The organism is Arthrobacter alpinus, from assembly GCF_900105965.1.
In the GTDB taxonomy this organism is placed as follows: Bacteria; Actinomycetota; Actinomycetes; order Actinomycetales; family Micrococcaceae; genus Specibacter; species Specibacter alpinus.
The window spans coordinates 2747770-2773253 of sequence record NZ_FNTV01000001.1 but is presented as its reverse complement, the minus strand read 5'-3'; the positions used below and the strand labels follow the sequence as shown (position 1 = coordinate 2773253).

At 60.5% G+C, this 25484-nt stretch carries 17 protein-coding genes, 1 tRNA gene and 2 rRNA genes; 9 read left to right on the top strand and 11 right to left on the bottom strand.

Translation table 11 applies throughout. The features are described from left to right. The first annotated feature begins 181 nt into the window (after window positions 1–181). Window positions 182–3351 (top strand): 23S ribosomal RNA (locus BLV41_RS12600). A gap of 238 nt (window positions 3352–3589) precedes the next feature. Beyond that, window positions 3590–3706: ribosomal RNA gene (gene rrf, locus BLV41_RS12595) — 5S ribosomal RNA — on the top strand. Window positions 3707–3808: 102 nt separating this feature from the next. On the opposite strand, the gene BLV41_RS12590 is transcribed toward rrf, so the two are convergent. Together BLV41_RS12590 and BLV41_RS12585 are read right to left on the bottom strand one after the other, a co-directional pair. Next, entirely contained in the window at window positions 3809–4840 is a 1032-nt protein-coding gene (locus BLV41_RS12590) for a LacI family DNA-binding transcriptional regulator (RefSeq protein ID WP_074711890.1), read from the bottom strand. Window positions 4841–4863: 23 nt separating this feature from the next. Then, window positions 4864–6627: a glycoside hydrolase family 13 protein gene (locus BLV41_RS12585; protein ID WP_074711889.1), complete on the bottom strand. Its 1764-nt coding sequence runs from the start codon at window positions 6625–6627 to the stop codon at window positions 4864–4866. A 310-nt stretch (window positions 6628–6937) separates the two neighbouring features. Between BLV41_RS12585 and BLV41_RS12580 the strand changes: the two genes are divergently transcribed. The 5 genes from BLV41_RS12580 to BLV41_RS12560 all read left to right on the top strand — a co-directional run bounded on the left by BLV41_RS12580 (window position 6938) and on the right by BLV41_RS12560 (window position 14229). Next, window positions 6938–8236 carry a sugar ABC transporter substrate-binding protein gene (locus BLV41_RS12580; protein ID WP_074711888.1) on the top strand — a complete coding sequence of 433 codons (1299 nt, stop codon included), beginning with the start codon at window positions 6938–6940 and terminating at the stop codon, window positions 8234–8236. Window positions 8237–8377: 141 nt separating this feature from the next. Next, entirely contained in the window at window positions 8378–9970 is a 1593-nt protein-coding gene (locus BLV41_RS12575) for an ABC transporter permease subunit (RefSeq protein WP_074713302.1), read from the top strand. Further along, window positions 9967–10881 (top strand): sugar ABC transporter permease, encoded by a 915-nt coding sequence (locus BLV41_RS12570; RefSeq protein ID WP_074711887.1) that lies wholly within the window; start codon window positions 9967–9969, stop codon window positions 10879–10881. Before BLV41_RS12575 ends, BLV41_RS12570 begins: the two co-directional genes overlap by 4 nt. A gap of 2 nt (window positions 10882–10883) precedes the next feature. Further along, window positions 10884–12746 (top strand): glycoside hydrolase family 13 protein, encoded by a 1863-nt coding sequence (locus tag BLV41_RS12565; protein WP_074711886.1) that lies wholly within the window; start codon window positions 10884–10886, stop codon window positions 12744–12746. 88 nt (window positions 12747–12834) lie between these two features. Beyond that, window positions 12835–14229, top strand: coding sequence for an FAD-binding oxidoreductase (locus BLV41_RS12560; RefSeq protein WP_074711885.1), 1395 nt, complete (start codon window positions 12835–12837; stop codon window positions 14227–14229). Window positions 14230–14408: 179 nt separating this feature from the next. Here the strand turns inward: BLV41_RS12560 and BLV41_RS12555 are convergent, their stop codons facing one another. From BLV41_RS12555 to BLV41_RS12535, 5 genes are all read right to left on the bottom strand, one after another. Then, on the bottom strand, window positions 14409–15776 hold the full coding sequence (locus tag BLV41_RS12555) for a DUF4032 domain-containing protein (RefSeq protein ID WP_044578949.1): 1368 nt from the start codon (window positions 15774–15776) through the stop codon (window positions 14409–14411). 118 nt (window positions 15777–15894) lie between these two features. Next, window positions 15895–16995, bottom strand: coding sequence for an ABC transporter ATP-binding protein (locus tag BLV41_RS12550; RefSeq protein WP_044579011.1), 1101 nt, complete (start codon window positions 16993–16995; stop codon window positions 15895–15897). A 183-nt stretch (window positions 16996–17178) separates the two neighbouring features. After that, window positions 17179–18393, bottom strand: a complete 1215-nt coding sequence (locus BLV41_RS12545) for an amidohydrolase (protein ID WP_074711884.1) — start codon at window positions 18391–18393, stop codon at window positions 17179–17181. Window positions 18394–18404: 11 nt separating this feature from the next. Next, on the bottom strand, window positions 18405–19205 hold the full coding sequence (gene otsB / locus BLV41_RS12540; RefSeq protein WP_074711883.1) for a trehalose-phosphatase: 801 nt from the start codon (window positions 19203–19205) through the stop codon (window positions 18405–18407). Then, complete coding sequence (locus BLV41_RS12535) at window positions 19202–20653, bottom strand: alpha,alpha-trehalose-phosphate synthase (UDP-forming) (protein ID WP_244516888.1); 1452 nt, start codon at window positions 20651–20653, stop codon at window positions 19202–19204. Before BLV41_RS12535 ends, otsB begins: the two co-directional genes overlap by 4 nt. Before the next feature lie 192 nt (window positions 20654–20845). On the opposite strand from BLV41_RS12535, the gene BLV41_RS12530 reads away from it, so the two are divergent. Both BLV41_RS12530 and BLV41_RS12525 read left to right on the top strand, forming a co-directional pair. Then, entirely contained in the window at window positions 20846–21745 is a 900-nt protein-coding gene (locus BLV41_RS12530) for a DsbA family protein (protein ID WP_074711881.1), read from the top strand. A gap of 186 nt (window positions 21746–21931) precedes the next feature. Further along, window positions 21932–22005 (top strand) — tRNA-Thr (locus tag BLV41_RS12525). Window positions 22006–22182: 177 nt separating this feature from the next. Here BLV41_RS12525 and BLV41_RS12520 read toward each other — a convergent pair. The 4 genes from BLV41_RS12520 to BLV41_RS12505 form a co-directional block, all read right to left on the bottom strand. Next, window positions 22183–23430, bottom strand: a complete 1248-nt coding sequence (locus BLV41_RS12520) for a tyrosine-type recombinase/integrase (protein WP_074711880.1) — start codon at window positions 23428–23430, stop codon at window positions 22183–22185. A gap of 24 nt (window positions 23431–23454) precedes the next feature. After that, the gene (locus BLV41_RS21440; protein ID WP_170835470.1) at window positions 23455–23670 is read right to left on the bottom strand and encodes a helix-turn-helix domain-containing protein; all 216 of its coding nucleotides are present in this window, start codon (window positions 23668–23670) and stop codon (window positions 23455–23457) included. A gap of 496 nt (window positions 23671–24166) precedes the next feature. Beyond that, window positions 24167–24403 carry a glutaredoxin domain-containing protein gene (locus tag BLV41_RS12510; protein ID WP_074713300.1) on the bottom strand — a complete coding sequence of 79 codons (237 nt, stop codon included), beginning with the start codon at window positions 24401–24403 and terminating at the stop codon, window positions 24167–24169. Between the two features lie 47 nt (window positions 24404–24450). Continuing rightward, window positions 24451–25476 (bottom strand): DUF4192 domain-containing protein, encoded by a 1026-nt coding sequence (locus BLV41_RS12505; RefSeq protein WP_074711879.1) that lies wholly within the window; start codon window positions 25474–25476, stop codon window positions 24451–24453. Window positions 25477–25484 lie beyond the last annotated feature (8 nt).

Genomic DNA, 25484 nt, shown 5'->3' with positions numbered 1-25484 from the left:
GGGTGGGGATGTGTGTGGTGGGGTTGTTGTTTGAGAACTACATAGTGAACGCGAGCATCTTTATAAAGAAGCAATTTCTTTGAGATAATTAGAACCTGGATCTGATGCTGGTACACCTTTTGGGTGTGGTGGTAGCGGTTTTCATGGTTCTCTCGATAAGTAAGAGTGACAACTTGTGTGTTGTCAAGTTTTTAAGGGCACACGGTGAATGCCTTGGCATTAGGAGCCGAAGAAGGACGTAGGAATCTGCGATAAGCCTCGGGAGTTGATAACCAAACTTTGATCCGAGGGTGTCCGAATGGGGGAACCCCGCCACCGGTTGCAAGACCAGGTGGTGACCCGCATCTGAATATATAGGATGTGTGGAGGGAACGTGGGGAAGTGAAACATCTCAGTACCCACAGGAAGAGAAAACAAAAGTGATTCCGTTAGTAGTGGCGAGCGAACGCGGAACAGGCTAAACCGTGTCATGTGTGATAGCCGGCGGGCGTTGCATGGTGCGGGGTTGTGGGACTTACCGTGACGGATCTGCCGGTTCGTTGAGGGGAATGGTGCATGTATAGGTGAACGGTTTTGAATGGCCGACCGTAGAGGGTGAGAGTCCCGTAACTGAAATGCAGTGCACTCCCTTAGGTGAGTATCCCAAGTAGCACGGGGCCCGAGAAATCCCGTGTGAATCTGTCAGGACCACCTGATAAGCCTAAATACTACCTAATGACCGATAGCGGACAAGTACCGTGAGGGAAAGGTGAAAAGTACCCCGGGAGGGGAGTGAAATAGTACCTGAAACCGTGTGCTTACAATCCGTCAGAGCAAGCGTGCACCTTGGTGTAGTTGTTCTTGTGATGGCGTGCCTTTTGAAGAATGAGCCTGCGAGTTAGTGTTACGTCGCGAGGTTAACCCGTGTGGGGAAGCCGTAGCGAAAGCGAGTCTGAATAGGGCGAGTGTAGTGGCGTGATCTAGACCCGAAGCGAAGTGATCTACCCATGGCCAGGTTGAAGCGCGTGTAAGAGCGCGTGGAGGACCGAACCCACTTCAGTTGAAAATGGAGGGGATGAGCTGTGGGTAGGGGTGAAAGGCCAATCAAACTTCGTGATAGCTGGTTCTCCCCGAAATGCATTTAGGTGCAGCGTTGCGTGTTTCTTACCGGAGGTAGAGCTACTGGATGGCTAATGGGCCCTACAAGGTTACTGACGTCAGCCAAACTCCGAATGCCGGTAAGTCAGAGCGTAGCAGTGAGACTGTGGGGGATAAGCTTCATAGTCGAGAGGGAAACAGCCCAGACCACCAACTAAGGCCCCTAAGCGTGTGCTAAGTGGGAAAGGATGTGGGATTGCTTAGACAACCAGGAGGTTGGCTTAGAAGCAGCCATCCTTAAAAGAGTGCGTAATAGCTCACTGGTCAAGTGATTCCGCGCCGACAATGTAGCGGGGCTCAAGTACACCGCCGAAGTTGTGGATTTCAAACATTGCCCTAGCCATTAGGTTCGTCCTGTGGTTCAGGGGTTTGGAGTGGTAGGGGAGCGTCGTGTAGGCATTGAAGTCGCAGTGTGAACTAGCGGTGGAGCCTACACGAGTGAGAATGCAGGCATGAGTAGCGAAAGACGGGTGAGAAACCCGTCCGCCGAATGATCAAGGGTTCCAGGGTCAAGCTAATCTGCCCTGGGTAAGTCGGGACCTAAGGCGAGGCCGACAGGCGTAGTCGATGGACAACGGGTTGATATTCCCGTACCGGTGAAGAACCGCCCATATTGAACTAAGGATACTAACCACCCAAACCACTAATTGCGTGCCTTCGGGCCAGGATTGTGTGGGGAGCGTGGGACCTGACTTAGGGAGGTAAACGTATTAACAGGTGTGACGCAGGAAGGTAGCCGAGCCGGGCGATGGTTGTCCCGGTCTAAGGACGTAGGAAACACGATAGGCAAATCCGTCGTGTTGTCTTCAATGACGATTCTGAGATCTGATGGGACCCCCGTAGGGGGGAATTCGGTGATCCTATGCTGCCTAGAAAAGCATCGACGTGAGGTTCAAACTGCCCGTACCCCAAACCGACACAGGTGATCAGGTAGAGAATACTAAGGCGATCGAGAGAATTATGGTTAAGGAACTCGGCAAAATGCCCCCGTAACTTCGGGAGAAGGGGGGCCTGCCCCGTGAAGAAGATTTACTCTTCATGAGCGGGTGTGGGCCGCAGAGACCAGGGGGAAGCGACTGTTTACTAAAAACACAGGTCCGTGCGAAGTCGCAAGACGATGTATACGGACTGACTCCTGCCCGGTGCTGGAAGGTTAAGAGGACCGGTTAGCTCAACTTGTTGAGCGAAGCTGAGAATTTAAGCCCCAGTAAACGGCGGTGGTAACTATAACCATCCTAAGGTAGCGAAATTCCTTGTCGGGTAAGTTCCGACCTGCACGAATGGAGTAACGACTTCCCCGCTGTCTCAACCATAAACTCGGCGAAATTGCAGTACGAGTAAAGATGCTCGTTACGCGCAGCAGGACGGAAAGACCCCGAGACCTTTACTATAGTTTGGTATTGGTGTTCGGAGTGGCTTGTGTAGGATAGGTGGGAGACTGTGAAGTCACGACGCTAGTTGTGATGGAGTCATCGTTGAAATACCACTCTGGTCACTTTGGACATCTAACTTCGGCCCGTAATCCGGGTCAGGGACAGTGCCTGATGGGTAGTTTAACTGGGGCGGTTGCCTCCTAAAAAGTAACGGAGGCGCCCAAAGGTTCCCTCAGCCTGGTTGGCAATCAGGTATCGAGTGTAAGTGCACAAGGGAGCTTGACTGTGAGAGGGACACCTCAAGCAGGGACGAAAGTCGGGACTAGTGATCCGGCGGCACATTGTGGAATGGCCGTCGCTCAACGGATAAAAGGTACCTCGGGGATAACAGGCTGATCTTGCCCAAGAGTCCATATCGACGGCATGGTTTGGCACCTCGATGTCGGCTCGTCGCATCCTGGGGCTGGAGTAGGTCCCAAGGGTTGGGCTGTTCGCCCATTAAAGCGGTACGCGAGCTGGGTTTAGAACGTCGTGAGACAGTTCGGTCCCTATCCGCTGCGCGCGCAGGAAATTTGAGAAGGGCTGTCCTTAGTACGAGAGGACCGGGACGGACGAACCTCTGGTGTGTCAGTTGTACTGCCAAGTGCATCGCTGATTAGCTACGTTCGGATGGGATAACCGCTGAAAGCATCTAAGCGGGAAGCCCGCTTCAAGATGAGATTTCCATACACGTAAGTGTGAGAGGCCCCCAGCTAGACCACTGGGTTGATAGGCCGGATGTGGAAGCGAGGACTAAAGACTCGTGAAGCTGACCGGTACTAATAGGCCGATAACTTACACAACACACACATCTTTATACACAAAGATTGCTCGCGTTCACTATGTGGTTCCCAACCAACAAACCCAGGCGTTTGTTCGTTGAAACCAAAAAAACAGGGTACCCCTGTGAGAACCCCCACCACATCAGTGGTGAAGGACCATCACCAGGACCCTGTACAATAAAATACTGTTGTTCCATAACAAGAACACCCAACAAGCCACCCAACCCCAGCAACAGCTGACGGTTCAGGGGAACGAGTTACGGTGGTCATAGCGTGGGGGAAACGCCCGGTCCCATTCCGAACCCGGAAGCTAAGACCCACAGCGCCGATGGTACTGCATTCGTGAGGATGTGGGAGAGTAGGACACCGCCGGACAACACGTAAAAAGAAGGTCGAGGCCCCACACCAGCAATGGTGCGGGGCCTCCCTCACTTAACAAACAAAACACCACCGGGTAACTACTTAGACAAACGCCACTCACTCCGCCGCCGGAACGGCCGTGCTCCGCCGCACCACCAAAAAAGTAGGAAACTCCTCCGCAACCGGCTCGAAAACAACACCCTCGCCCCGCCCAGACTGATCCAACCTAGCCAAAATCCGTTGGGCTGCAAGGGCCCCCTGGCCGCGTGGATTCTGGTCGAAGGTTGTCAGCCCAAAGACCTCGCCGAGCTCGTGGCCGTCAATTCCGATGACCGAGAGTTCCTCGGGGACACGCAGACCAAAGTCTCGGGCCGCGAGGATGGTTCCTATGGCCATCTCATCGGAGGCCGCGAAAACAGCTGTGGGCCGGATCCTGCCGGCGCCCAAGAGCCCCCGTGCCGTCGCGTAAGCGCCTTGAACAGTAAAGTCTGAGCTCTGCTGCCATGCTTCAGAGGTGGGCAGCCTGGCCTCCTTCATGGCCATTTGGTAGCCACTGCGCCTGGTCCCGGGCAATTTGAAGTCTGAGTCATACTCGAGGTCGCCACCAATATGGGCAATGCGTGTGTGGCCAAGCCCGATCAGGTGTTCGGTGGCCCTTTTTGCAAGTTGGAAATCATCCACACGAAGGCTGTCAGCACCGGGCAGGGGTCCACCGATTCCCAGCACCGGTCGGTGGATTGCCAATAGCTGGCTGACCTCCGACTCGGTGAGTTCCAGCGAAACGGCGATGACGGCGTCGAGCCTTTTGCGCAGGAGGAAATCGGTGAGGATGGTTGCGCGGTGACTCTCGTTCTGGCTCGTGGTGTACAGGGTGAGATCGTAGCCGGCCTCGATGAGTTCCGAGGAGGCGCCGTCAATCACCGATGAATAGAACCAGCGATCCACACTGGGCACAACAATGCCAATGTTGTGGTTTCGACCGGAGGCGAGGCTGGACGCTGCATAAGACAGTACGAATCCAAGTTCTGCGGCCGCTTCTTGGGCAAGTTTCCTGCTTTTCTCGGAGACGCTTCCCTTGCCGCCCAGCGCACGAGACACGGTAGCTATGGACAGCCCGGAAAGTTCCGCCACCTCTTTGATGCCCGCCACTTTATTGCCTCTCGGTCCAGATGTCACAGTTTAAGCCAGATAGCCTCGGACGATTCTAGTTGAGCACTGTCGCCGAGTTCGGGAAGTGACCGCGCAAGGATGGTGCCGCCGGGCAACTGCAAGGGTTCGGTGCCGGTATTGAGCAGCACCAAGGTGGATCCGTTCAGGAATGCCAGCGAATGCTCCGTGCAGAATTCCTCGGCCCACTGCAGCGACCCGGTGCCCAGCTTGAGCTCGCGCCGCAGCTTGAGAGCGTTGCTGTACAGCGCAAGGTGCGACGCCGGATCGCCGGCTTGGGTGTCGCGGGCGTAGCTTTGCCAGTCGGCGGGCTGGGGGAGCCAAGGTGCGGCTGGTTCCGTGGCACCGTCGCTGAACCCGGCCGCGTGGCTGTCGGCGCGCCATGGCAGCGGGATGCGGCAACCGTCGCGGCCAAGCCGTTCACCACCAGTGCGGGCAAAGGTTGGGTCTTGGCGAGCGTCATGGGGGAGCGTCGTGTGGTCGGGAAGACCCAGCTCCTCGCCCTGGTAGAGGTAGCAGGCACCGGGCAGGGCCAGCATGAACAACGACGCCGCGGCCGCACGTTGGCGGCCCAGCGGGAGGTTGGGCTGTGCGTCACCTGAGCCGACGCCGTCGCCGTCCCGGGGGCCGGCGCCGTCGTACCCGAACCGGGTGGCGTGGCGGACGACGTCGTGGTTGGAGAGCACCCAGGTGCTGGTGGCGCCCACGGCGTCGAAGGCGTTCAGTGACGACTGGACCACGTTGCGCAGGGCGGGTGCCGAGAATCCGGTGGTCAGGTAGGGGAAGTTGAATGCTTGGTGCATTTGATCGGGGCGGACCCAATCCGCCATACGCTCAAGCGGATCGACGTTGGCCTCGGCGCACAGGATCTTGTCCGGGCCGTAGTCTGCCAGGACCTCGCGCCAGCGGCGGTAGATGTCGTGCAGGGCCGGCTGGCCAAACATGGGAGCCAGATGCCCGGGGAAGCCCTCTGAGCTGCCACCCCATGCCGTGCCGCCCCAATTGGGCAGGCCTGGGGCCTTGACCAGGGCGTGGGCCACGTCGACGCGGAAGCCGTGAACGCCGCGATCGAGCCAGAACCGCAGGATGCGTTCAAATTCTGTGTGGACGGCGGAGTTGTCCCAGTTGAAATCGGGCTGGGTTGAATCGAAAAGGTGCAGGTACCACTGGCCGAGAGTGCCGTCGAGATTCGTTGTGCGGGTCCAGGCCGGGCCGCCAAAGTGGGACTGCCAGTTGTTGGGCGGCAGGGAGCCGTCGCTGCCTTGTCCATCGCGGAAGATGAACATGTCCCGCTCCTGGCTGCCGGGGGCGGCGGAGAGGGCTGCCTGGAAGAGGGCATGCTGATCGGAGCAGTGGTTCGGGACCAGATCGATGATCACGCGCAGGCCCAGTGAGTCAGCCGTCTCCATGAGGTTTTCGAAGTCGGTGAGGGTGCCAAAGAGCGGGTCGACCTGGCAATAATCGGAGACGTCGTAGCCGGCGTCGCGTTGTGGCGAGCTGTAAAACGGCGAGAGCCACACGGCGTCAACACCAAGATCGGCCAATTGGCCCAATTCAAGCGTGATGCCAGCCAGGTCTCCCACGCCGTCGCCATTGCTGTCACGGAATGAGCGCGGATAAACCTGATAGATCACGGAATCGGCCGACCAGTGCCGTTTGTTCTCGGCAATGGCCAGATGAACCGGCGTCAATTGGCCGGCAAAGGGTGCCGAGGTTGTTGCTGCAGCTGTGGAGGAAGGGACAACGAGGTCCGGGGAGAAGACAGACATGCTTACTACTCTAAGGACTGGAAGCAAGAATGTAAACGTTCTCAAAAATGGTGACCGTCATCTTAAAATACTGTTGGGTAACAAGATTTCCCGCGATGAGTGGATTCCGTGTCGAGTGTTAAGTCCGCCTGAAAATCAGTGTTTTTCGGCCATTTGAGCGCCAGAATGTAGCTCCGAACAAGTTGCTCTTCTTTTTGGAACCGTTTTCATGTATCTTTGAAAATGCTTACGCTCTGTGAGGTAGGCCACTTATGTGATTTTTGCCCGAACCCGCACTCAAGGGGCGTAAGGGCTCAAGAAAGGGACACCAATGAAGTTGCCAAATACAAGTGCCACCCCGGTCAGCCGTCGCGTCTTTGCCGTTGGCGCACTATCCGCAGTGGGAGCTCTCGCGCTCAGTGCCTGCGGTGGTGATACCAAGGCCTCAAGCAGCGCCTCAGCCACGGCACAAGACCTGGCTGCCGGCGGCGCAGCAACCATCACCATGTGGGTTGACGCGGAGCGTTCCCCGGCGCTGAAGGACATCGCAGCAAAGTTCAAGGCTGACACCGGCATCGAAGTGAAGCTCGTAGTCAAGGACTTCGCCGCTGTGCGGGATGACTTCATCACGCAGGTTCCCACCGGCAAGGGCCCGGACCTGATTGTTGGCCCGCATGACTGGGTAGGCAAGTTTGTACAAAACGGTGTCATTGCGCCCATTGAGCTGGGTGAGAAGACCTCGGCTTTCTCGGCCACGGCGATCAAGGCCATGACGTTCAAGGGCTCAACCTATGGCGTCCCGTACTCGGTTGAAAACATCGCATTGCTGCGCAACACGGCTCTGCTGCCCGACGCTGTCAAGACCTTCGACGAGGCGGTGGCTGCCGGCCAGGGCCTTGTCGAGGCAGGCAAGGCCAACTACCCCTTCCTGGTGGGGCTGGATCCGAAGCAGGGCGATCCGTACCACCTGTACCCGCTGCAGACCTCCATGGGTTCGGCTGTTTTTGGTCTGGACGCCGAAGGCGGCTACGACCCCAAGAACCTCCTCATCGGAAGTCCCGAGGGTGTTGCCTTCGCCAAGAAGTTGGTGGAATGGGGAGATGCCGGTTCCAAGGTTCTGAACTCCAACATCACCGGTGACATTGCCAAGGAAGAGTTCAAGGCAGGGAAGAGCCCTTACTACCTGACCGGACCGTGGAACGTCCCGGAGATCCAGAAGGCCGGTATCAAGCTGGCCGTTGACCCGCTGCCCACCGCGGGCGACAAGCCCGCGCAGCCTTTTGTCGGCGTCAACGGTTTCTTCATCAGCGCCAAGAGCGCCAACGCGCTGGCCACCACGGAATTCGTCACGAACTACCTGACCACCGAAGCCGCACAGGATTCCATGTTCGCCACGGGTGGGCGTCCGCCAGCCCTGAAGGCGTCATTCGAGAAGGCGTCCTCGGACCCCATCGTGGCCGCCTTCGGTGCCATCGGTGAAATCGGCGTCCCCATGCCGGCAATTCCGGAAATGGATGCCGTCTGGAACGACTGGGGAGCCACCGAGCTGGACTTGATCAAGGGCAAGGGCGATCCCACCGCGGATTGGCCCAAGATGGCAGAAGCCATCAAGTCCAAGATCGCCGCATAAGCACCATTGCCTGCACCGGTGTGTGGCGCAAAGGTTCCATGCCTTCGCGCCACACACCGTTTTGACCAGCTTGAACCCCTGCAAGAGGACAGCCACGTGACACGAGTTTCCACCACCAACGACGCCGGACCCGCACCCCGGGTGACCCGCGGCCAGCAACCGCCACAACAGCGGGCAACGAAGAAGACACACAGCATGGACTCCCTCAAGGGCACCCTGGCCAAGGTGGTGCTCCTGGGGTTGGTTGATGCTTTTGCCGTCTTCGTCATGATCACGCTGTTCCTGGGCGAATCATGGGCCATCCTTGCCATTGCAGCCGCTGTCACGCTGCTGGTCAACTGGATCTACCTTCGCAAAGGTGGATTGCCGGCAAAGTATCTGGCCCCAGGCGTGTTCTTTCTGGTGATCTTTCAAGTGTTTGTGGTCTTTTACTCCGGCTACATTGCCTTCACCAATTATGGCGACGGGCACAACAGCTCCAAAGAGGATGCCATCTCGGCCATCCAGATGACGGCGCAAAAGCGCGTTCCGGATTCGACAGCATTTAAGACAGCCGTGCTTCAAAAGGACGGTGAACTCTTCCTCTTGTTTACTGCACCTGATGGCACTGTCAGCGTGGGGTCCGCAACGGAACCGCTGACCACTGTCACCGATGCAACGCTCGACAGCACCGGAAAAGCAGCATCACTCCCGGGCTTTGAAACCCTGAACTTTGCCCAGATCGTGGCAAACCAGACGGACATCTTGAGTATTTCGGTCCCGGCTTCCGACGACCCGGCCGAAGGCAGCCTACGCACGGCCGACGGCAGCACTGCCTACGCGTTCAAACCCAACATGGTTTACGACTCGAACACTGACACCTTTACGGACACCGAAACCGGAGACACCTTCACAGACAACGGCGAGGGCGCCTTTGCGAACGCAAACGGTGACCGGCTGGCCACCGGCTGGAAGATCAACGTGGGGTTCGACAACTTTGTCCGTGCCTTTACCGATCCCAACCTGCGGGCACCGCTGCTGAACGTGGTGGCGTGGACGTTCACCTTCGCCATCGCCTCGGTGATCCTGACCTTTAGCCTGGGCCTGTTCCTGGCCATCACCTTTAATCGTGACGATCTGCGCGGCAAGAAGGTCTACCGGGTTTTGATGATCCTGCCCTATGCCTTCCCGGCGTTCCTCTCGGGCCTGGTGTGGTCAGGTATCTTGAACCCTCAATTCGGCTGGCTGAACCAGACGCTGCTGGGCGGGGCCGAGATCGGGTGGCTGACGGATCCGGTGCTGGCCAAGATCAGCGTCCTGGTGGTCAACCTGTGGCTGGGCTTCCCCTACATGTTCCTGGTGTGCACGGGTGCCCTGCAATCGCTGCCCACCGAACTCGATGAAGCAGCCCGGGTGGACGGTGCCGGAGCGTGGCGGGTTTTCCGTTCCATCAAGTTGCCGCTGCTCCTGGTCTCGATCGCACCGTTGCTGATTGCCTCGTTCGCGTTCAACTTCAACAACTTCAATGTCATCTACATGCTGACCGGCGGCGGGCCGCGTTTTGAGGACACCACCCGGGACATTGGCTCCACGGACATCCTCATCACACTCGTGTACAAGGTGGCGTTCGGGCAGGGCACGGGGCGTGACTACGGTCTGGCCAGCGCGCTGGCAATCGTCATCTTCCTGATCGTGGCCACCGTTTCCGCCATCAGCTTCAAGCAGACCAAGGCACTTGAGGAAGTGAACCGATGAGCACCACCACCATTGACGTGCAAACAGTAACCGAGCTGCCGAAAGCGAAGCGGCGTCCCTTCGGTGTGTGGTTCAAGGACAAGGGTTGGCGTCACCTCGTTGGTGTGGTCGTCACGCTGTTCGCCATCTTCCCCCTGCTGTATGTGCTCTCGGCGGCCTTGAATTCCAATGGCACGCTGGCTGGCACGAAGGGCCTGTTCACCCAGGTTGACGTTGGAAACTTCGTCAAGCTGTTCAATGATCCCGCCCGCCCCTTTGGCCGCTGGTTCATCAACACCTTGGTGATCGGCGTGGTCACCTCGGCTGCCACAGTCTTTTTGGGTGCCATGGCCGCCTACGCCTTCTCACGCATGAGGTTCAAGGGCCGGCGGATGGGCCTGCTTTCGCTGCTCCTGCTGCAGATGTTCCCGCAGTTGCTTGCCGTGGTCGCAATCTTCCTGTTGCTCAGCGGCATCTCCGAGATCATCCCCGCACTGGGGTTGGGCAGCCAGATGGGCCTGATCATGGTTTATCTGGGCGGCGCACTGGGCGTGAATACGTACCTCATGTACGGCTTCTTCAACACGATTCCGCAATCGCTGGATGAGGCTGCGAAGATCGACGGCGCATCCCACGTGCAGATCTTCTTCGGCATCATCCTGCGCCTGGTGACACCCATCCTGGCCGTGGTGGCGCTGCTCTCCTTCATCGGCATTTCCAGCGAGTTTGTGATTGCCTCCGTGGTCCTGACCGATCCCGATTCGCAGACCCTGGCCGTGGGCTTGTATTCCTTCGTTGCTGATACCCGGTCCAAGAACTGGGGCGTATTCTCCGCCGGAGCAGTTTTGGCCGCAGTGCCTGTCATGGCCCTGTTCCTGTTCCTTCAGCGGTACATTGTCAGTGGTTTGGTTCAAGGTGGAGTAAAGGGGTAAACATGGCAGCTAATCAACCGCATCACGATGGTTCGGCACTTTATGTGGGAAGCTCGACGCCGAAACTTGGTGAACGCTGCACCTTGCGGTTGCGAGTGCCTCAAGATTGGGGAACCGCCTCGAGGGTCTGGGTGCGCAGCGTCCAGGACGCCGAACCCCGGTATGACGAGGCCACAGTTGTTGGCTCCGATGGCGGTTGGACCTGGTGGGAAGCCTCCATGCTCCATGTGAACCCCGTGGCTCTGTACCGATTTGTCATTGAAGTGGCCGGTGATGAAGGCGGGGGAGCCAGCTACTGGCACCTCAACAACGCCGGCCTGCACAACCGCGACACCTCGGACTACAACGATTTCCGCATCACCACGGCCGTTGCTGCCCCGGAGTGGTCGCGCGAAGCCGTCATGTACCAGGTGTTCCCCGACCGTTTTGCGCGGTCCGCACAGGCGGATGGGCGCCCCACACCCGATTGGGCTGTGGCGTGCACGTGGGATACGCCGGTCCAAGGGCGGGGCCCGGATGTTGCCCGCCAGTTCTATGGTGGCGACCTCGACGGCGTCACCGAAAAGCTTGACGAACTGCTCGCCCTCGGCGCCGACATTGTCTACCTGACACCGTTCTTCCCCGGCCGCTCCAACCACCGCTATGACGCCTCAACGTTCATGGAGGTGGACCCGCTGTTGGGTGGCGACGAAGCCCTCATCCGCTTGGTTGACGCGGCTCATGCCCGGGGCATGAAGGTCATGGGTGATCTCACCGCGAACCACACCGGCGATGCCCATGAATGGTTCACGCGTGCACAGGCGGACCCGTCCAGCGTTGAGGGCGGCTACTTTTACTTCAACGAGGACCATAGCGATTACGAGAGCTGGTGGGGCGTAAAGTCCCTCCCCAAGCTGAATTGGGCCTCACCTGCCCTGCGCGAAGCGTTTGTCACGGGCGAGGACTCCGTCGTGGCGCATTGGCTCAAGCCGCCGTTCAATCTTGACGGATGGCGGATCGATGTGGGGAACATGACCGGGCGTTTGGGCGCCCAGGACATCAACAAGGAAGTGGCTGCGCTCATCCAGGCGCGGATCCTGGACATCAACCCGGACGCGCTGCTGTTGGGTGAGGAAACCTCCGACGCCGGCGCGGACGTGGACGGCTTCGGCTGGCAGGGCGCCATGACGTACTCCAACTTCACCCGCCCACTGTGGCAATGGTTGGGCAGCCCGGACGCCCGCGTGGACTTCTTTGGCACCCCGCTGCCGGGCCCAAACAAGGTGAGTGCCGACGTCGTACTTGCCACGCATCGTGATCTTTCCAGCGCCTTCAGCTGGCCCGTGCGCAACGCCACCATGAACGCGCTGAACACGCATGACACGGCGCGGGCGGCGAGCGTCATGATTCCTGGCGGGCCCGTGGTGGCTGCGGCGATGTCGATGCTGCTGCCGGGTATTCCCGTGATTTTTGCCGGCGATGAGTTTGGCTTGGAAGGCGATGTGGGCGAGGCTGCGCGCACGCCGATTCCGTGGGACGAGCCGGGGCGTGTTGTCACGGACCTGCGCGGTGCGTACTCGGCGTTGACGACGTTGCGCCATGAGAGCCCCGCCGTGTCCGAGGGCGGCATGCGCTGGCTGATGGCCGACGGCGATGTGCTCGCCTTTGTGCGCGAATCGCCCGAGGAATCGTTGCTGCTCATTGCGACGCGGGCCGATTCCCGGGTGGAGATTGCGCTGCTCGGCTTGGATGCCAGGAGCAATGAGTCGCTCAAGGCGGCCCCCGCGTTCAGCGTGGGTGGCTTTGCCGTGTATGCCACGGAGCTCGAGCTGCAGGGCCCGGGCGTTCAGGTGTGGCGGCTGCCGGGGATCAACGTCCCCGCCTGACCGCAGCGGGTGCCCCGACCGTTGGCCGGGTGTGCAGCTCCTAGACTGAAGTGGCACACACGGCATTGACGGAAGGGCTGCACAGCACATGAACGCACACGTTACTCTCTTGGATCCTCACTTCTTGGACGCTCTGCGGACGTCCTTGCAGGAGGGCCAGATCAGCGTCGACGCGGCAGATCTGCAGACGTACGCGATCGACCAAGGCCCCGTCACGGACTATCAGCAGCCGGTGGCAGTGGTGTGGGCCGAGAGCGTGGCCGATGTTCAAGCCGTGGTGCGGGCGGCCGCAACGCACAAGGTACCGCTGGTGACCCGTGGTGCCGGAACCGGGGTGTCCGGCGGCGCCCACGCTACCGCAGGATCCGTGGTGCTTAATTTAACTCGGATGAACCAAATCCTTGAGATCAATCCGGATGATGAGATTGCTCGCGTTGAACCGGGCGTCATCAACGGAGACCTCAACGATGCTGTTGCCGCTTATGGGCTGATGTTTGCCCCGGATCCGGCCAGCTTCAAGATCTCCACGATCGGCGGGAACATCGCCACAAACGCGGGCGGTCTGCGCTGCGCCAAGTACGGGGTGACGCGAGACGCCGTTTTGTCCCTGGACGTGGTCATGGCCGACGGTTCCTTGATCCACACCGGTCACAGGACGTTTAAAGGCGTGGCAGGGTACGACCTGACGGGACTCTTTGTGGGATCCGAGGGGACCCTTGGCATTGTTGTGGGTGCCACGGTCCGGCTGCGGTACTTGCCAGCCATTGTGCGCACACTGGCTGTGTTCTTCCCGTCGGTGCAGCAGGCTGCCGCCGGGGTGTTGGCCGTGGGTGCTGCGCGCGTACAGCCCTGCATTTTGGAATTGCTGGACGGGCCCTCGCTCAAGGAGCTTGATTTCCGCAACGGCAGCACGCTCTCGCAACGGGGGAATGCCCTGCTGCTGATCCAGTTCGACGGCTTGGCGGCCGAAGCGGAAGAGGCGATCGCCGCCGTCGAACTTGAAAAGCTGGGCGGGTTCGTCAGCAGGGAAAACCCGGCCGAGGCGCAACGATTGGTTGAGCTGCGGCGCAACAACCGCGGCTTGGACGTGGACGCCGAAAACCGGGTGGGCGAGGATGTGGCCGTGCCGCGCTCGCAGCTGGTCCACTACATCACGGCGCTGGAGGAGATGGCGGTGCGGCACGGGGTGGAGCTGCAGGTTATTGCGCATGCCGGCGACGGGAATCTGCACCCAACGTTCTCGGTGCCAACGTTTGAGCCGGCCGGGATCAAGGCGCTGAATGCGGCCCTGGACGAGTCGATCGACAAGGCCCTGGAGCTGGGGGGCACCATCACGGGCGAACACGGTGTTGGCCAGTACAAGCTGAGGTGGCTGCCGCTGGAGCAGGCCAAAGAGGTGCTTGAACTGCAGCGGAGCATCAAGGCGTTGTTCGACCCACAAGGAATCCTCAACCCAGGCAAGGCCATCCCCGCAGCTTCATAGACGCTTGCGCAGATACGGGGCGGTTTCAATAGACGCTCCCTCACCTTCGGGGCGACGATGCAGAACGCTCGCTCACTAACGGAGTCGTTGGTGAGCGAGCGTTTCCGAAAAGTGCCCCTCTAGCGAGCGAGCGTCGGGAGAAAAAGCCCCGGATGTGAGCGAGCGTCGAAAGAGGGGGGCTATTCTCCGAAGGCGGCGTCGGGGAGGACTCCGCCTTCCAGCATCTTGATGGTGTCCGTGTCGGTGCTGAGCATGATGGCGTCCTCATCGCGGCGGAAGCGCAGGATGTTGTCCACATAGGACTGCACGGCCTCGGCCAGCGGGACGTTGCGCTCCTCATCCTTTGACTTGAACCAGCGGTGCTCCAGAACCTCGTGCACCACCTCGGCCGGTTCCAGCTTGCCGCCGAGCTCGCGCGGAATGGAGCGGACAATGGGCTCAAAGACGGAGCTGACCCATTCGTGGGCGCTGATCTCCTCGTCCTTGTCAGGGGCAACGTCGTTGCGGAACGAGTCCATGTCGTTGAGCAGGCGCCGGGCCTGGTTTTCCTGCGCGTCCAGGCCGGTCAGGCGCAACAGGCGGCGCTGGTGGTGGCCGGCGTCGACCACCTTGGGCTGCAGCTGGATGGTGGAGCCGTCCGGAGTGGTCTTGATGGCGTATTCCTCGACATCGAAGCCCAGCTCGTTCAGGCGGCGGATGCGGGCACCCACGCGCCACCTGTCCTCCAGCTCGAAGGATTCCTTCTCCGTGAGCTCTGCCCACAGGCGGCGGTAGCTTTCCATGATGAGCTCGCTGGTGGCCACGGGATCCACTTTTTCCTCGATGAGCCCGCCCTCGAGCAGGTCCATGAGTTCACCGGCAATATTCACGCGGGCGATCTCGAGATCGTATTCGCGCTGGCCCGTGGACAGATCCGGGTACAGCTCGCCCGTTTCGGCATCAACGAGGTAAGCGGCGAAGGCGCCGGCGTCGCGGCGGAACAAGGTGTTGGAGAGGGAGACATCGCCCCAGTAGAAACCGACCAGGTGCAGGCGCACCAGCAGCAGGGCCTGGGCATCGATGAGGCGGGTCAGGGTGTCGCGGCGCAGCTTCTGTGAGAACAGTGCACGGTACGGCAGCGAGAACTTCAGGTGCCGGGTAACAAGCACCGGGTCCAGGGGGGCGCCGCTGGGTGTGGTGCGGCCCGTGATGACGGCGACGGGTTCCACGCAGGGAACATCGAGCCGGGCCAGCTTGCGCAGCATGTGGTACTCGTGGCGGGCAACGTGCTCGGACGTTTCCTTGATGGCGATGACGGAGCCGTCGAGGTGGGCAAAGCGGACCACGTGGCGGGAGATGCCGCGCGGCAGGGCGGCAAGGTTTTCCGACGGCCACTCCTCAAGGCGGATGTGCCAAGGCAGGTCCAGCAGGCCGGGATCGGCGCTGGCGGCCGTGATGTTCAGCGAACCCATTACGGCCGCTGGCGGGGCACTTTGCCGCGGGAGCTTGCCGATCTGGTCAAAGTCGGTGGGCTCGTGGTTCCACTTGGCGCCTGGTTGCTCAGTCATAATACAAATTCTCTCTTAAATGATGAAGCGCGGCCGCCTGCTGGAAATATCCAGCAAACGGCCGCGCCTCAGTCGACTGGGCCCCAGCCGAGCTACGAGGCTGGGGCCCAGGTGGGGACTAGCTGCGGGTTACAGACTTGTCGCCCAAACGGGCGCCGGAGGTTGCGTCGAAGAGGTGGACGTGGCCAACCTGCGGGCGGACGTGGATGGTGTCGCCCTTCATCGGTGGGCGGCGGCCGTCAACGCGAACAACCATGTCGCGCTCGTTGCCGTCGATCACTGCGTGGCCGTAAACGTAAGCATCGGCACCGAGTTCTTCAACGACGTCGGCCTCTACTGCCAGGCCTTCGCCGGCGCCAACAATCTCGAGGTCTTCGGGACGAACACCAACGGTGACCGTGTTGCCTGCGGCTTCGCCGAGGACTGCGCTCTGTACGGGGTAAATTGATCCACCGAACTTCACGCCGCCATCAACAACGGGCAGTTCCAGCAGGTTCATGGCGGGGGAGCCAATGAAGCCGGCAACGAACACGTTCTGAGGGGCATCGTAGAGGTTGCGCGGGGTGTCAACCTGCATCAGCAGGCCGTCCTTGAGGACTGCAACGCGGTCACCCATGGTCATGGCCTCAACCTGGTCGTGGGTCACGTAAACAGTGGTGACGCCCAGGCGGCGGGTCAAGGATGCGATCTGCGTACGAGTCTGCACGCGGAGCTTGGCATCCAAGTTGGAGAGGGGCTCATCCATGAGGAACACCTGGGGGTTACGCACAATGGCGCGACCCATGGCAACACGCTGACGCTGGCCACCGGAGAGTGCCTTCGGCTTGCGGTCAAGGTATGCCTCGAGGTCAAGAAGCTTTGCGGCTTCCTTGACGCGCTTGGCGCGCTCTTCCTTGGAGACGCCGGCGATCTTCAGGGCGAAGCCCATGTTGTCGGCAACGCTCATGTGGGGGTACAGCGCGTAGTTCTGGAAAACCATGGCGATGTCGCGGTCCTTCGGCGGAACGTCAGTGACGTCGCGGTCGCCGATCAGGATGCGGCCGGCGTTGACATCTTCCAGGCCGGCAAGCATGCGAAGTGAGGTGGACTTACCGCAACCGGAGGGTCCAACGAGAACCAAGAATTCGCCATCGGCGATGTCGATGTTGAGCTTGTCAACAGCGGGTTTGGTGGTTCCCGGGTAAATTCGGGTTGCATTGTCAAAAGTTACTGTAGCCACAGCAATAAATCCCTTCATCGGCAGGTACGTGCCGAACGATCCGTTGTGAATGGTTGGTGTTGCAGCAGCCCAAAAACCACCAAGGCAGTTGGTGGGCTGACTTATGAAGTATGACACATATTTTCTATGACCGATGTCACAAAAGGTGTCTTCTCCCATTTATTACTTCCTGCACCTTCATTACTACACGAGCTGAAGCTGATCCGCGACTACGCGACCGCGATGCAGCACCGTGCGGTCCTCGGACTTGTCCATGACTGCCGCCGCCACGGAGTCTCCGGGCACCAGGACGAAGCTTGCGACGTCGGACACCTGGGTTCCCGGCCTGTCGCTAACCGAGCGCAGCCTGGGTGTGGAACGGTCGAGGATGGATGCCCCGCCCATGGTTGCCACGGCTACCGCGTGTTCAATGAGCTCATCGGCACGGAAACCATTGACGAAGGCCAGCTGCCACGTCCGGGAAAGCATGTCGGCGTTTCCGTAGGGCGACCAATAATCGCGCTGGCCATCCTCGCCCAGGCCCACGCGAACGCCGGCCTCAACCAGTTGCGCCAGGGGAGGGCGGTGGCCCGTGCCCGGAGCAACCGTTGCCGTGGAAATGTCCAGCTCCGCCCAGGTCTCGATGAGCTTGCGTGTGTGGGCCTCGCTCACACCCCAGAGCGGGTAGCCGTGGGAGATGGTCACGTTGCCCTGCATGCCAAGGGCGCGGGTGCGCTCGGCGATGAGGTCGGCGCTGAAGAGTCCCAGCTCACCTGGTTCGTGCAGGTGGATGTCGATGGGCAGCTGGTACTTCTCGGCCAGGCCAAACACTATGTCCAGGTGCTGTACGGGGTCGCGGTCCAGAGAACAGGGATCAATGCCGCCCACGACGTCGGCGCCCGCCTTGAGTGCCTCCTCCAGCACCTCGGCGGAACCCTTCTCCAACAGCAGGCCCGCCTGGGGGAAGGCAATGATCTTGACCTCGGCGCGATCCTTGTGGGTTTCGCGGGCCGCGGCCACCGCCTCAAAGCGTTCCAGCCCGCAGTCTGCGTCCACCTGGGCGTAGCTGCGGACGCGGGTGGTGCCGCGTTCGATCATCATGCGCAACGTGGTCTCGGCGCGCTCGCCGATGGGCACCTCTGCGTTGCGCCAGTTGTTGCGGTCGTTCATCATCATGGCCCAGACGCCGGGGCCGCCCGTGTGTTCACGAAACGGCAGTCCCAGGCGGGTGGAGTCCAGATGTACGTGGACGTCGGAGAAGCTCGGCAACAGCAACCGGCCGCGGCCTTCAACGACCGTTCCGGCGGCAACGGCGGACGGGTTGTGCGCTGTCACAGCACTGATGTGGCCGTCTGTCACGGTGAGATCGCTGAGTTCCCCACCCCACGGGCGGACTTCACGAATGGTGGAGGATGACAAGGTTGCGCCTTTCAGGTGGTGTGTGGGCGGCCGTTTGAGCGGGCCGCAAGGAGGAGTTCAAGAACCATGGGCAAATCCTGCGGCTTCGGTATGCGGAACTCGGCGTGGGTCTGGCTCTTGCCAACCTTGATGCCTACATCGCCGGGCCGCAGCACCTCAAAGCCGTGTTCGTCAGTGACATCGTCGCCGGCGAACAACGTGGCTGTTGCCTGCGTGTACTCCCGCAGTGCGGCCAGGCTCTGCCCCTTGTTGGCCTTGATCACGGAAATCTCCAGCACCTTTTTGCCCGTGGAGATGTGGATGGCCGGGTTACCGGAGAGGGCTTCCATGACAAGCTCGACGGCGGCGTGCCCGTCGGCCTTGCTGGCCAGCCTGTAGTGAAGTGCGACGCCGGCCGGCTTGTCCTCGGCCACCGTCCCCTTATAGAGGGAGGTGGCCTGGGCGACGGCGGCGCGGGCCAGTTCCAGCGTTGCCGACTGTTCGGCGGTGAGCACCAGCGGCGGGGAGTCCGGCCCCAGCCAGGTTTCCGCGCCGTGGCTGCCCACCAAGAGTGTTGGCGCCGGAGGAGCGGCGACCATGCGCAAACTTCCCAGCGCGCGCCCCGAGACGAGGGCCGTCGTCGTACCTTCCAAAGCCGACAGGGCAGCCAGGGCTGCCGCCGTGCGTGGGAGGGGGCGGGCGTCCGCGGCGTGCTCCACGATGGGGGCCATGGTGCCGTCGAAATCCAGGGCTAGCAAAAGGTGCGGCGTTTGGGCGATGCGGTGGATGGCGGATTCGAGCTCGGCTGGCAACTGTGCCAGAGGTTGCCTCATTGTGGTTCGGCCTTCATTGCCAGGGTAGAGAGGAACTCTTCGCTCCAGCGCTGGACGTCGTGGGCCAGGACCTGCCGGCGCATGGCGCGCATGCGGCGGCTGGACTCGCCGGGGGAGAGGCGGACGGCGCGCATGATGGCGGTTTTGAGGCCGTCGATGTCGTGCGGGTTGACCAGAAGGGCGGACTTGAGCTGATCGGCGGCACCCGTGAATTCACTCAGGACCAGGGCGCCGGTGTTGTTGCCGCGGGCGGCGACGTATTCCTTGGCCACGAGGTTCATGCCGTCGCGCAGGGAGGTGACAAGCATGACGTCGGAGGCCAGGTAGAGCGCCACCATTTCCTCCACAGGGTAGCTGTGGTGGAGGTAGCGGATGGCGGTGTTGGAGGTGGTGTCGAACTGGCCGTTGATGCGGCCCACCATGCCGTCAACCTCATCGCGCAGCAGGCGGTAGGACTCCACGCGCTCGCGGCTGGGGCTTGCCACCTGGATCAGGGCGGCGTCCTCGACGGTGATGGCGCCGTCGGTGAGGAGTTCACCGTATGCCTTGAGGCGGTGGGTGATGCCCTTGGTGTAATCGAGCCGGTCCACGCCCAACAGGATGGTTTCGGGGTTGCCCAGGTCCTCGCGAATTTGCTTGGAGCGCGCAATCACGTCCGGGCGGACGGCCAATTCCTGAATCTTGGCGACGTCGATGGAGATGGGGAACGGGGCGGCGCGGGAAATGTGCACCACCTTGCCGTCGAGGTCCTTGATCTGGACTTGGGCAGCCTTGACGCCGGCACCGACAAACCGGCGGGCTGAACGCAGGAAGTTGGCCGAGTCGCTGGGGCGCTGGAAGCCGATGAGATCGGCCTCGAGCAGCCCGGAAATGATCTCGCGACGCCAAGGAAGCTGGGCGAAGATCTCCGGGGGAGGGAAGGGGATGTGGTTGAAGAAGCCGATGCGCAGATCGGGTCGCAACTGGCGGAGGTAGCGGGGAACCAATTGGAGCTGGTAATCCTGCACCCAGACGGTGGCGTTGGGGGCTGCCGCCCCGGCCGCGGCCGCAGCGAAGCGCCGGTTGACAGTGCGGTAGGCGTCCCACCAGGTGCGGTGGAACTCCGGAGGGGCAATGACGTCGTGGTAGAGCGGCCAGAGGGAGGCGTTGGAGAAGCCCTCGTAATAAAGCTCAACCTCGTCCGCGGACAGGGGGACCGGGATCAGGTCCATGCCTTCGTGGTGGAAGGGTTCCAGCTCTTCGTCTGCGGCGCCGTGCCAGCCGACCCAGGCGCCGTCGCGCGTGGCCATGACGGGGGCCAAGGCGGTGACGAGGCCACCGGGGGAACGGCGCCATCCGGCGTCGGAATCTTCTGTGGAAATCCTGTCCACGGGCAGGCGGTTGGAGACAACAATGAAATCGGAACTGCCGGGGTGGAGGGCCGGTTTGCCGATCTTTTCTTCTGGCACGTGCAACTCCCTGGGTAGAACTCGGGTTTGTGCCAGCTTAGCCTGTGGTGTGGGTTACGTGCGTTGGGGTTGGTAATCCGGAACGGCCATGCAGGGGCGCAATCTTTGGGTATTCTCCAAGGTTTCTCACCTAGGATGAGGGAGAACTTGCCGTTATTCGGCCCTTTTTCATGCCCAAAGACTTGAGGAACTATGAGCCCCAACAATGAACCGCGGTTGTCCAAAGCTGAGCGGACGGCACAAGCCCGCGAACAGGCACGGATTATTCGCGATGCCCAGCTGAAGAAGCAAAAGCGCAACGGCTGGCTGATCAAGGGCGGTGTGCTGGTAGCGGCCGTGGCCATTGTTGTCATCATTGCCCTGATTGTTATCAACACCCAGAAGGCCAACACGCCTGTTGCCGATAGCGGCCCGGTGCCCACCAACATGAACACTTACGGTGGAATCACGCTGGGCAAGGATGGTGCGGTTATTGCACCGACCACCACGGAAAAGACCGTGGACATCAACAACCTGCCTGCTGCTCCTACGGCTGCTGCTGAGAAGGTTATTGACCCGGAGGCGATCGGCATCAAGGCAACCGGCACCGGCGAGCCCGTCCAGATGGTCATTTACTTCGACTTCATGTGCCCGTTCTGCAACCAGTTTGAGACGAGTTACGGCGCTCAGCTGAAGGCGCTGGCCAACGAGGAAAAGATCACTGTCGAGTACCGCGCACTGGGCTTCCTTGACCGCTTCTCCGGTGGCACCAACTACTCCTCACGTGCAGGTGCTGCTGCGGCCTGTGTCGCCGAGACCACGCCCAATAAGTACCAGGCATTCCTGGACACCTTGTTCGCCAACCAGCCCGCTGAAAACAGCAAGGGCCTGGATAACGCGAAGCTGAAGCAGTACGCCACCGAAGTAGGTGCGGCGGACATCAGCTCCTGTGTTGATGAGAAGACGTTCCGCCCGTACGTTGCGAACACCACGGGGCTGGCATCCGCCCACGGCGTCTCTGCAACACCCACGGTGTTCATGGACGGCGAGCAGTGGGTTTCAACTGAGAAGTTCGAAGACTTCTCCGCACGGATCTTGGCTGCAAAGAAGTAACTTGTATTGATTGCGGGCCGTGCACGTTGTGTGGGCGCTCGCAGTTATTGACGACGGCGTCGCTTACGACGGCGTTGACGCCGACGGCGTGAAACCGGCTTTCCTGGGTGGTTTTGCTACCTGGGGGAGCCGGTTTTCATTTTCAACAAAGCGTACGGTAGCCTTGTCTAGCGCTTGATTGCGTTTGCCTCCTTAGCTCAGCTGGCCAGAGCACCGCTCTTGTAAAGCGGGGGTCATCAGTTCGAATCTGATAGGGGGCCCAAAAAGCCCGGATTTACAGGGATTTTGGATGTGAGAATGGCCCCGAAAGGGGCCATTCGTCCTTAACTCTCCACAAACTCTCCAGATTGACTCTCCACTTTCGTTGTTTGCCGCTAGTTTCCGCTGTTTTTGGAGGGTCTTCATGAGGCTCATGATCCTCCAAAAGTGGAGACTTGTCAGCCTGCGGCGGTGAGACCTTGCGCCCCAGCTTTCGGGGCTGGATGCTCCGCTGGCGGAGCCTGTCGAGACCCGTCCTTTGGCTTGAAGGCGTCGATCACGGCTCTGGTGTCCAGCGCCCCGCGGCGTTCTTCAATATAGTGTTCCTGCGTCATGGAAACCTTCGAGTGACCCGCCTGGTAGGCGGCGGCCTCGGGGCCTAGAGTCCTGGCAATGAGTGTCGCATTAGTTTTCCTGAACGTCTTCAGTGTCACCCAGTCATAGCCGATCGAGTCCGAAGCTTCGCGCCAGATTTTTCCAACGTTGTTCGCATCGGTCACAGTGCCGGTGGAGGACGGAAAAATCAAGCCCAGCGGGTTGGGTACCGCTGATTTTGTCTGCCGGAGGCGGCGATCACGAAGTTGCTGGACCAAGAAGTCAGGGACCGTTAACTGGCGGATGCCGTGTCTGGTTTTTGGATGGTCCTGGATTGTGACTCCGCCGTTGGAGGTCCTGATGACAGTGGTGTGGACAAAGATGGTGGGCGGTTTGGCCTCCAAATCAAGGTCTTCCCAGAGAAGTGAGAAGAGTTCTCCTGGACGGACACCCAGGGCGACCAAGCCGTCCGCTATTTCGTGGAGTTCCTGTGAACGTGGCCTGCCGAGTGCGGGCGCTTGTTCCCACGCAATGAGTTTCTTCCGGAGGTCCTGATATTGCACGACATCCAGAGCCTGAGGTTTCTTCGTCCGAAGCCGGGGAATCGATACCCCGAGAACCGGGTTCACGACCACAGCGTCGTGGCGCAAGGCAACCTTGAACATCCAGGAGAGCACGGCGCCGCAAGTCCTGGCAGTGGAAGGCCCCGAGTCCTCAACAACGGAGCGAATGAAATGGTCAACAAGACCAGAGGTTGCCTCGCCTACTCTGATCGAGCCGATCTTGGGCGAGATGTGCTTGTTCACCATATAGACGTATTTGTCCTTGGTGCGTGCAGCCCTTTCGGACGACTCCAGATCCACAAGAAATATCTCAATTAGGCGGTCGATCTTGTCGGTACTGGTGATCAGACCGAAGCGCGGCGTCTTGCGGTTGGCGAGCTTCTGTTGCAATGCCCGGCGGGCGGCAGCCGCGGACGGGCCACGTGCCTCCACCCGTCGGACTTTTCCGTCCAGGTCACGATAGCGGGTCTCAGCGAGCGAAGTCTTGGCCGATGTGCGTTTGGTGTGGATGGTTCCCCACGCGCCGAGGGGGAGCGGTTGTCTGCTCATCGTTGGACCACCTATTCGGTGCGGTTAGGATTCCGAACGCTGGGCGAGCCACGCATTCAGATCCTGTCGTGTGACGCGCAAATGCCGGCCGATCCGGTATGCATGCGGTCCCACACCCTTGGCTCGCCACTGGTAAAACGTCTGTTCCGGGATTTGCAACAGACTGCAGATCTCCTTTGGCGTCAGCCACTCATCCATTGTTGCCGTGGTCGGATCAGCAGCTACTACTTGCTCATACATGTCAGCCTCCTCTGGTTTCCTTCGTACCCTGTTCATGGTGTCTCGTAGGCTAAACGACGTCATTTATGCGGATTCTACTCGTGGTGACTTGGCTGGTCATAGACGGACATTGCGTAAGCGAATTGCTCTCTGAGCGGCCGAACAAGCCAACGAGTTCCCCTTGCAGCTCAGTGGGCAGAAGGCGCGGCTCGTTGTGTTCCGAGACTGGTGCTCCCCATGTGGGCATCAAATCCCGACGAGAAACTCACGGCCATTTGAAGGTCGGCATCAGTCAGCGACGTGCTCTAAAACGACGCCGAAACCTTGGATGCCAGATGTGTGAACGAGTTTTTGGTACGGCAATTCCAGGTGGGGTGGGGCGAAATTGTTGAGAGTGACTGGCCTTGGTGGTATTTGGCTGCGGTGCTGGGTGGGGGAAAAATTCGTGGGTTTGTGGTGGCGCAGGGGAGTGCCGCATGAAGTTTTCATGCTGCACTAGATCTCCTACTGGGGGTGATTATTGGATCGCTTGCTTGAGGCGCTCGATTTCGGTGGGGTTAAATCCTGACCAGTGGTGGTGATCGCTGACCACGACGATCGGGGCCTGGGAATACCCGAGGTCCTGGACGTATTCGAGTGCGGCGGCGGTGGTGGTCAGGTCGACGACATCGTAGGGGATGCCGGCATGGTCCAGGGACAGGCAGGTGAACTTGCATTGCTGACATCCGGGCTTGCTGTAGACCGTGACGTTCATGGCCCTCACCTCACTTTCTGATTCTTCCGGTGCTGGATCGCGTGGAATCACTGGTGGTTGTTCCGGTACGCGGTGTTCTTGTGTTGCGCCCAGCCAGACACAACGCCGGCGCCAAGCAGCTGGTCCAGCAGCCTGGCCAGGTGGTAATCGGGGTCAAAGGTCAGGGCGACGTGCAGGTAGTTCGCGGCCGCCGTTCCCCTGCCCTTCCACCAGCAGATGTGGCCGAGCATCGTCAACGGCGCTGCCGCGTGGGTGGGGGCTGCGATGGTGACCAGCTGGCGCAGCAGCTTTTCTGAGTTGTCGATCCGGTGCCATTGCGGGGCTTCGTCCGTGGCGCCGAAGAGCGTTGCTCCCATGGGCTCATCGATGCCGGGCATATCGGCCAGGATCTGGTCCCTGAGCCCGACATGCTGCAGCCCGGCCAGGACCTCTGCCAGCTGCTCGTGGGTGGGTTCGGTACCGTGGTCAATGAGTTCCGTCCACAACCGGTAGGCCGCGTCAAGGCACTTGCCCGGGTTGGTAGCCATGTCCTGCAGTGCTGACTCGACGGCGTCGTGGTCGACAGCGGTGAACAACTCCGGAATGGTGGGTGGCTCGCTCTGTGCGACGGCGCTGCCCTGGTAGACCAGCTCGGCGTTCAGGAGGCAGGAATCAATGGCAGCCAGCGGGGTCTCCTGGCCACACGAGGCGGGGCTGGCGCCGTCGTAGGTGGCGAAGGATTCGGGACCGACGATCCACACCTCATGGACGAACAGCCCGGTGGCCATGAGCCGCCGCTTCAGTCTCTGGATCATGGCAGCGAAGGGCTTGGGGTGTTCTGGGCCCCATGGCTGGTGGGTGAACAGGGCGATGAGGACGGCGGTGGCGTCGAGGTCGAAGCCGACGGCGTGGGCGACCCGCTCGGCGTAGCTCTCACTGACGTCTTCGGTGCCGGGGAGGCTGACGCGGAGAGTGGGGCCCAATGTCTTGCCGTCGAGGGCGACGCAGACGAGGCTTTCCTTGGGCCAGTAGCCGAGGCTGTGGCCGATGTAGCTGATGGCGTCGGCCGGGCTGCTGATTCTGATTGGTTCCATTGCCTTGC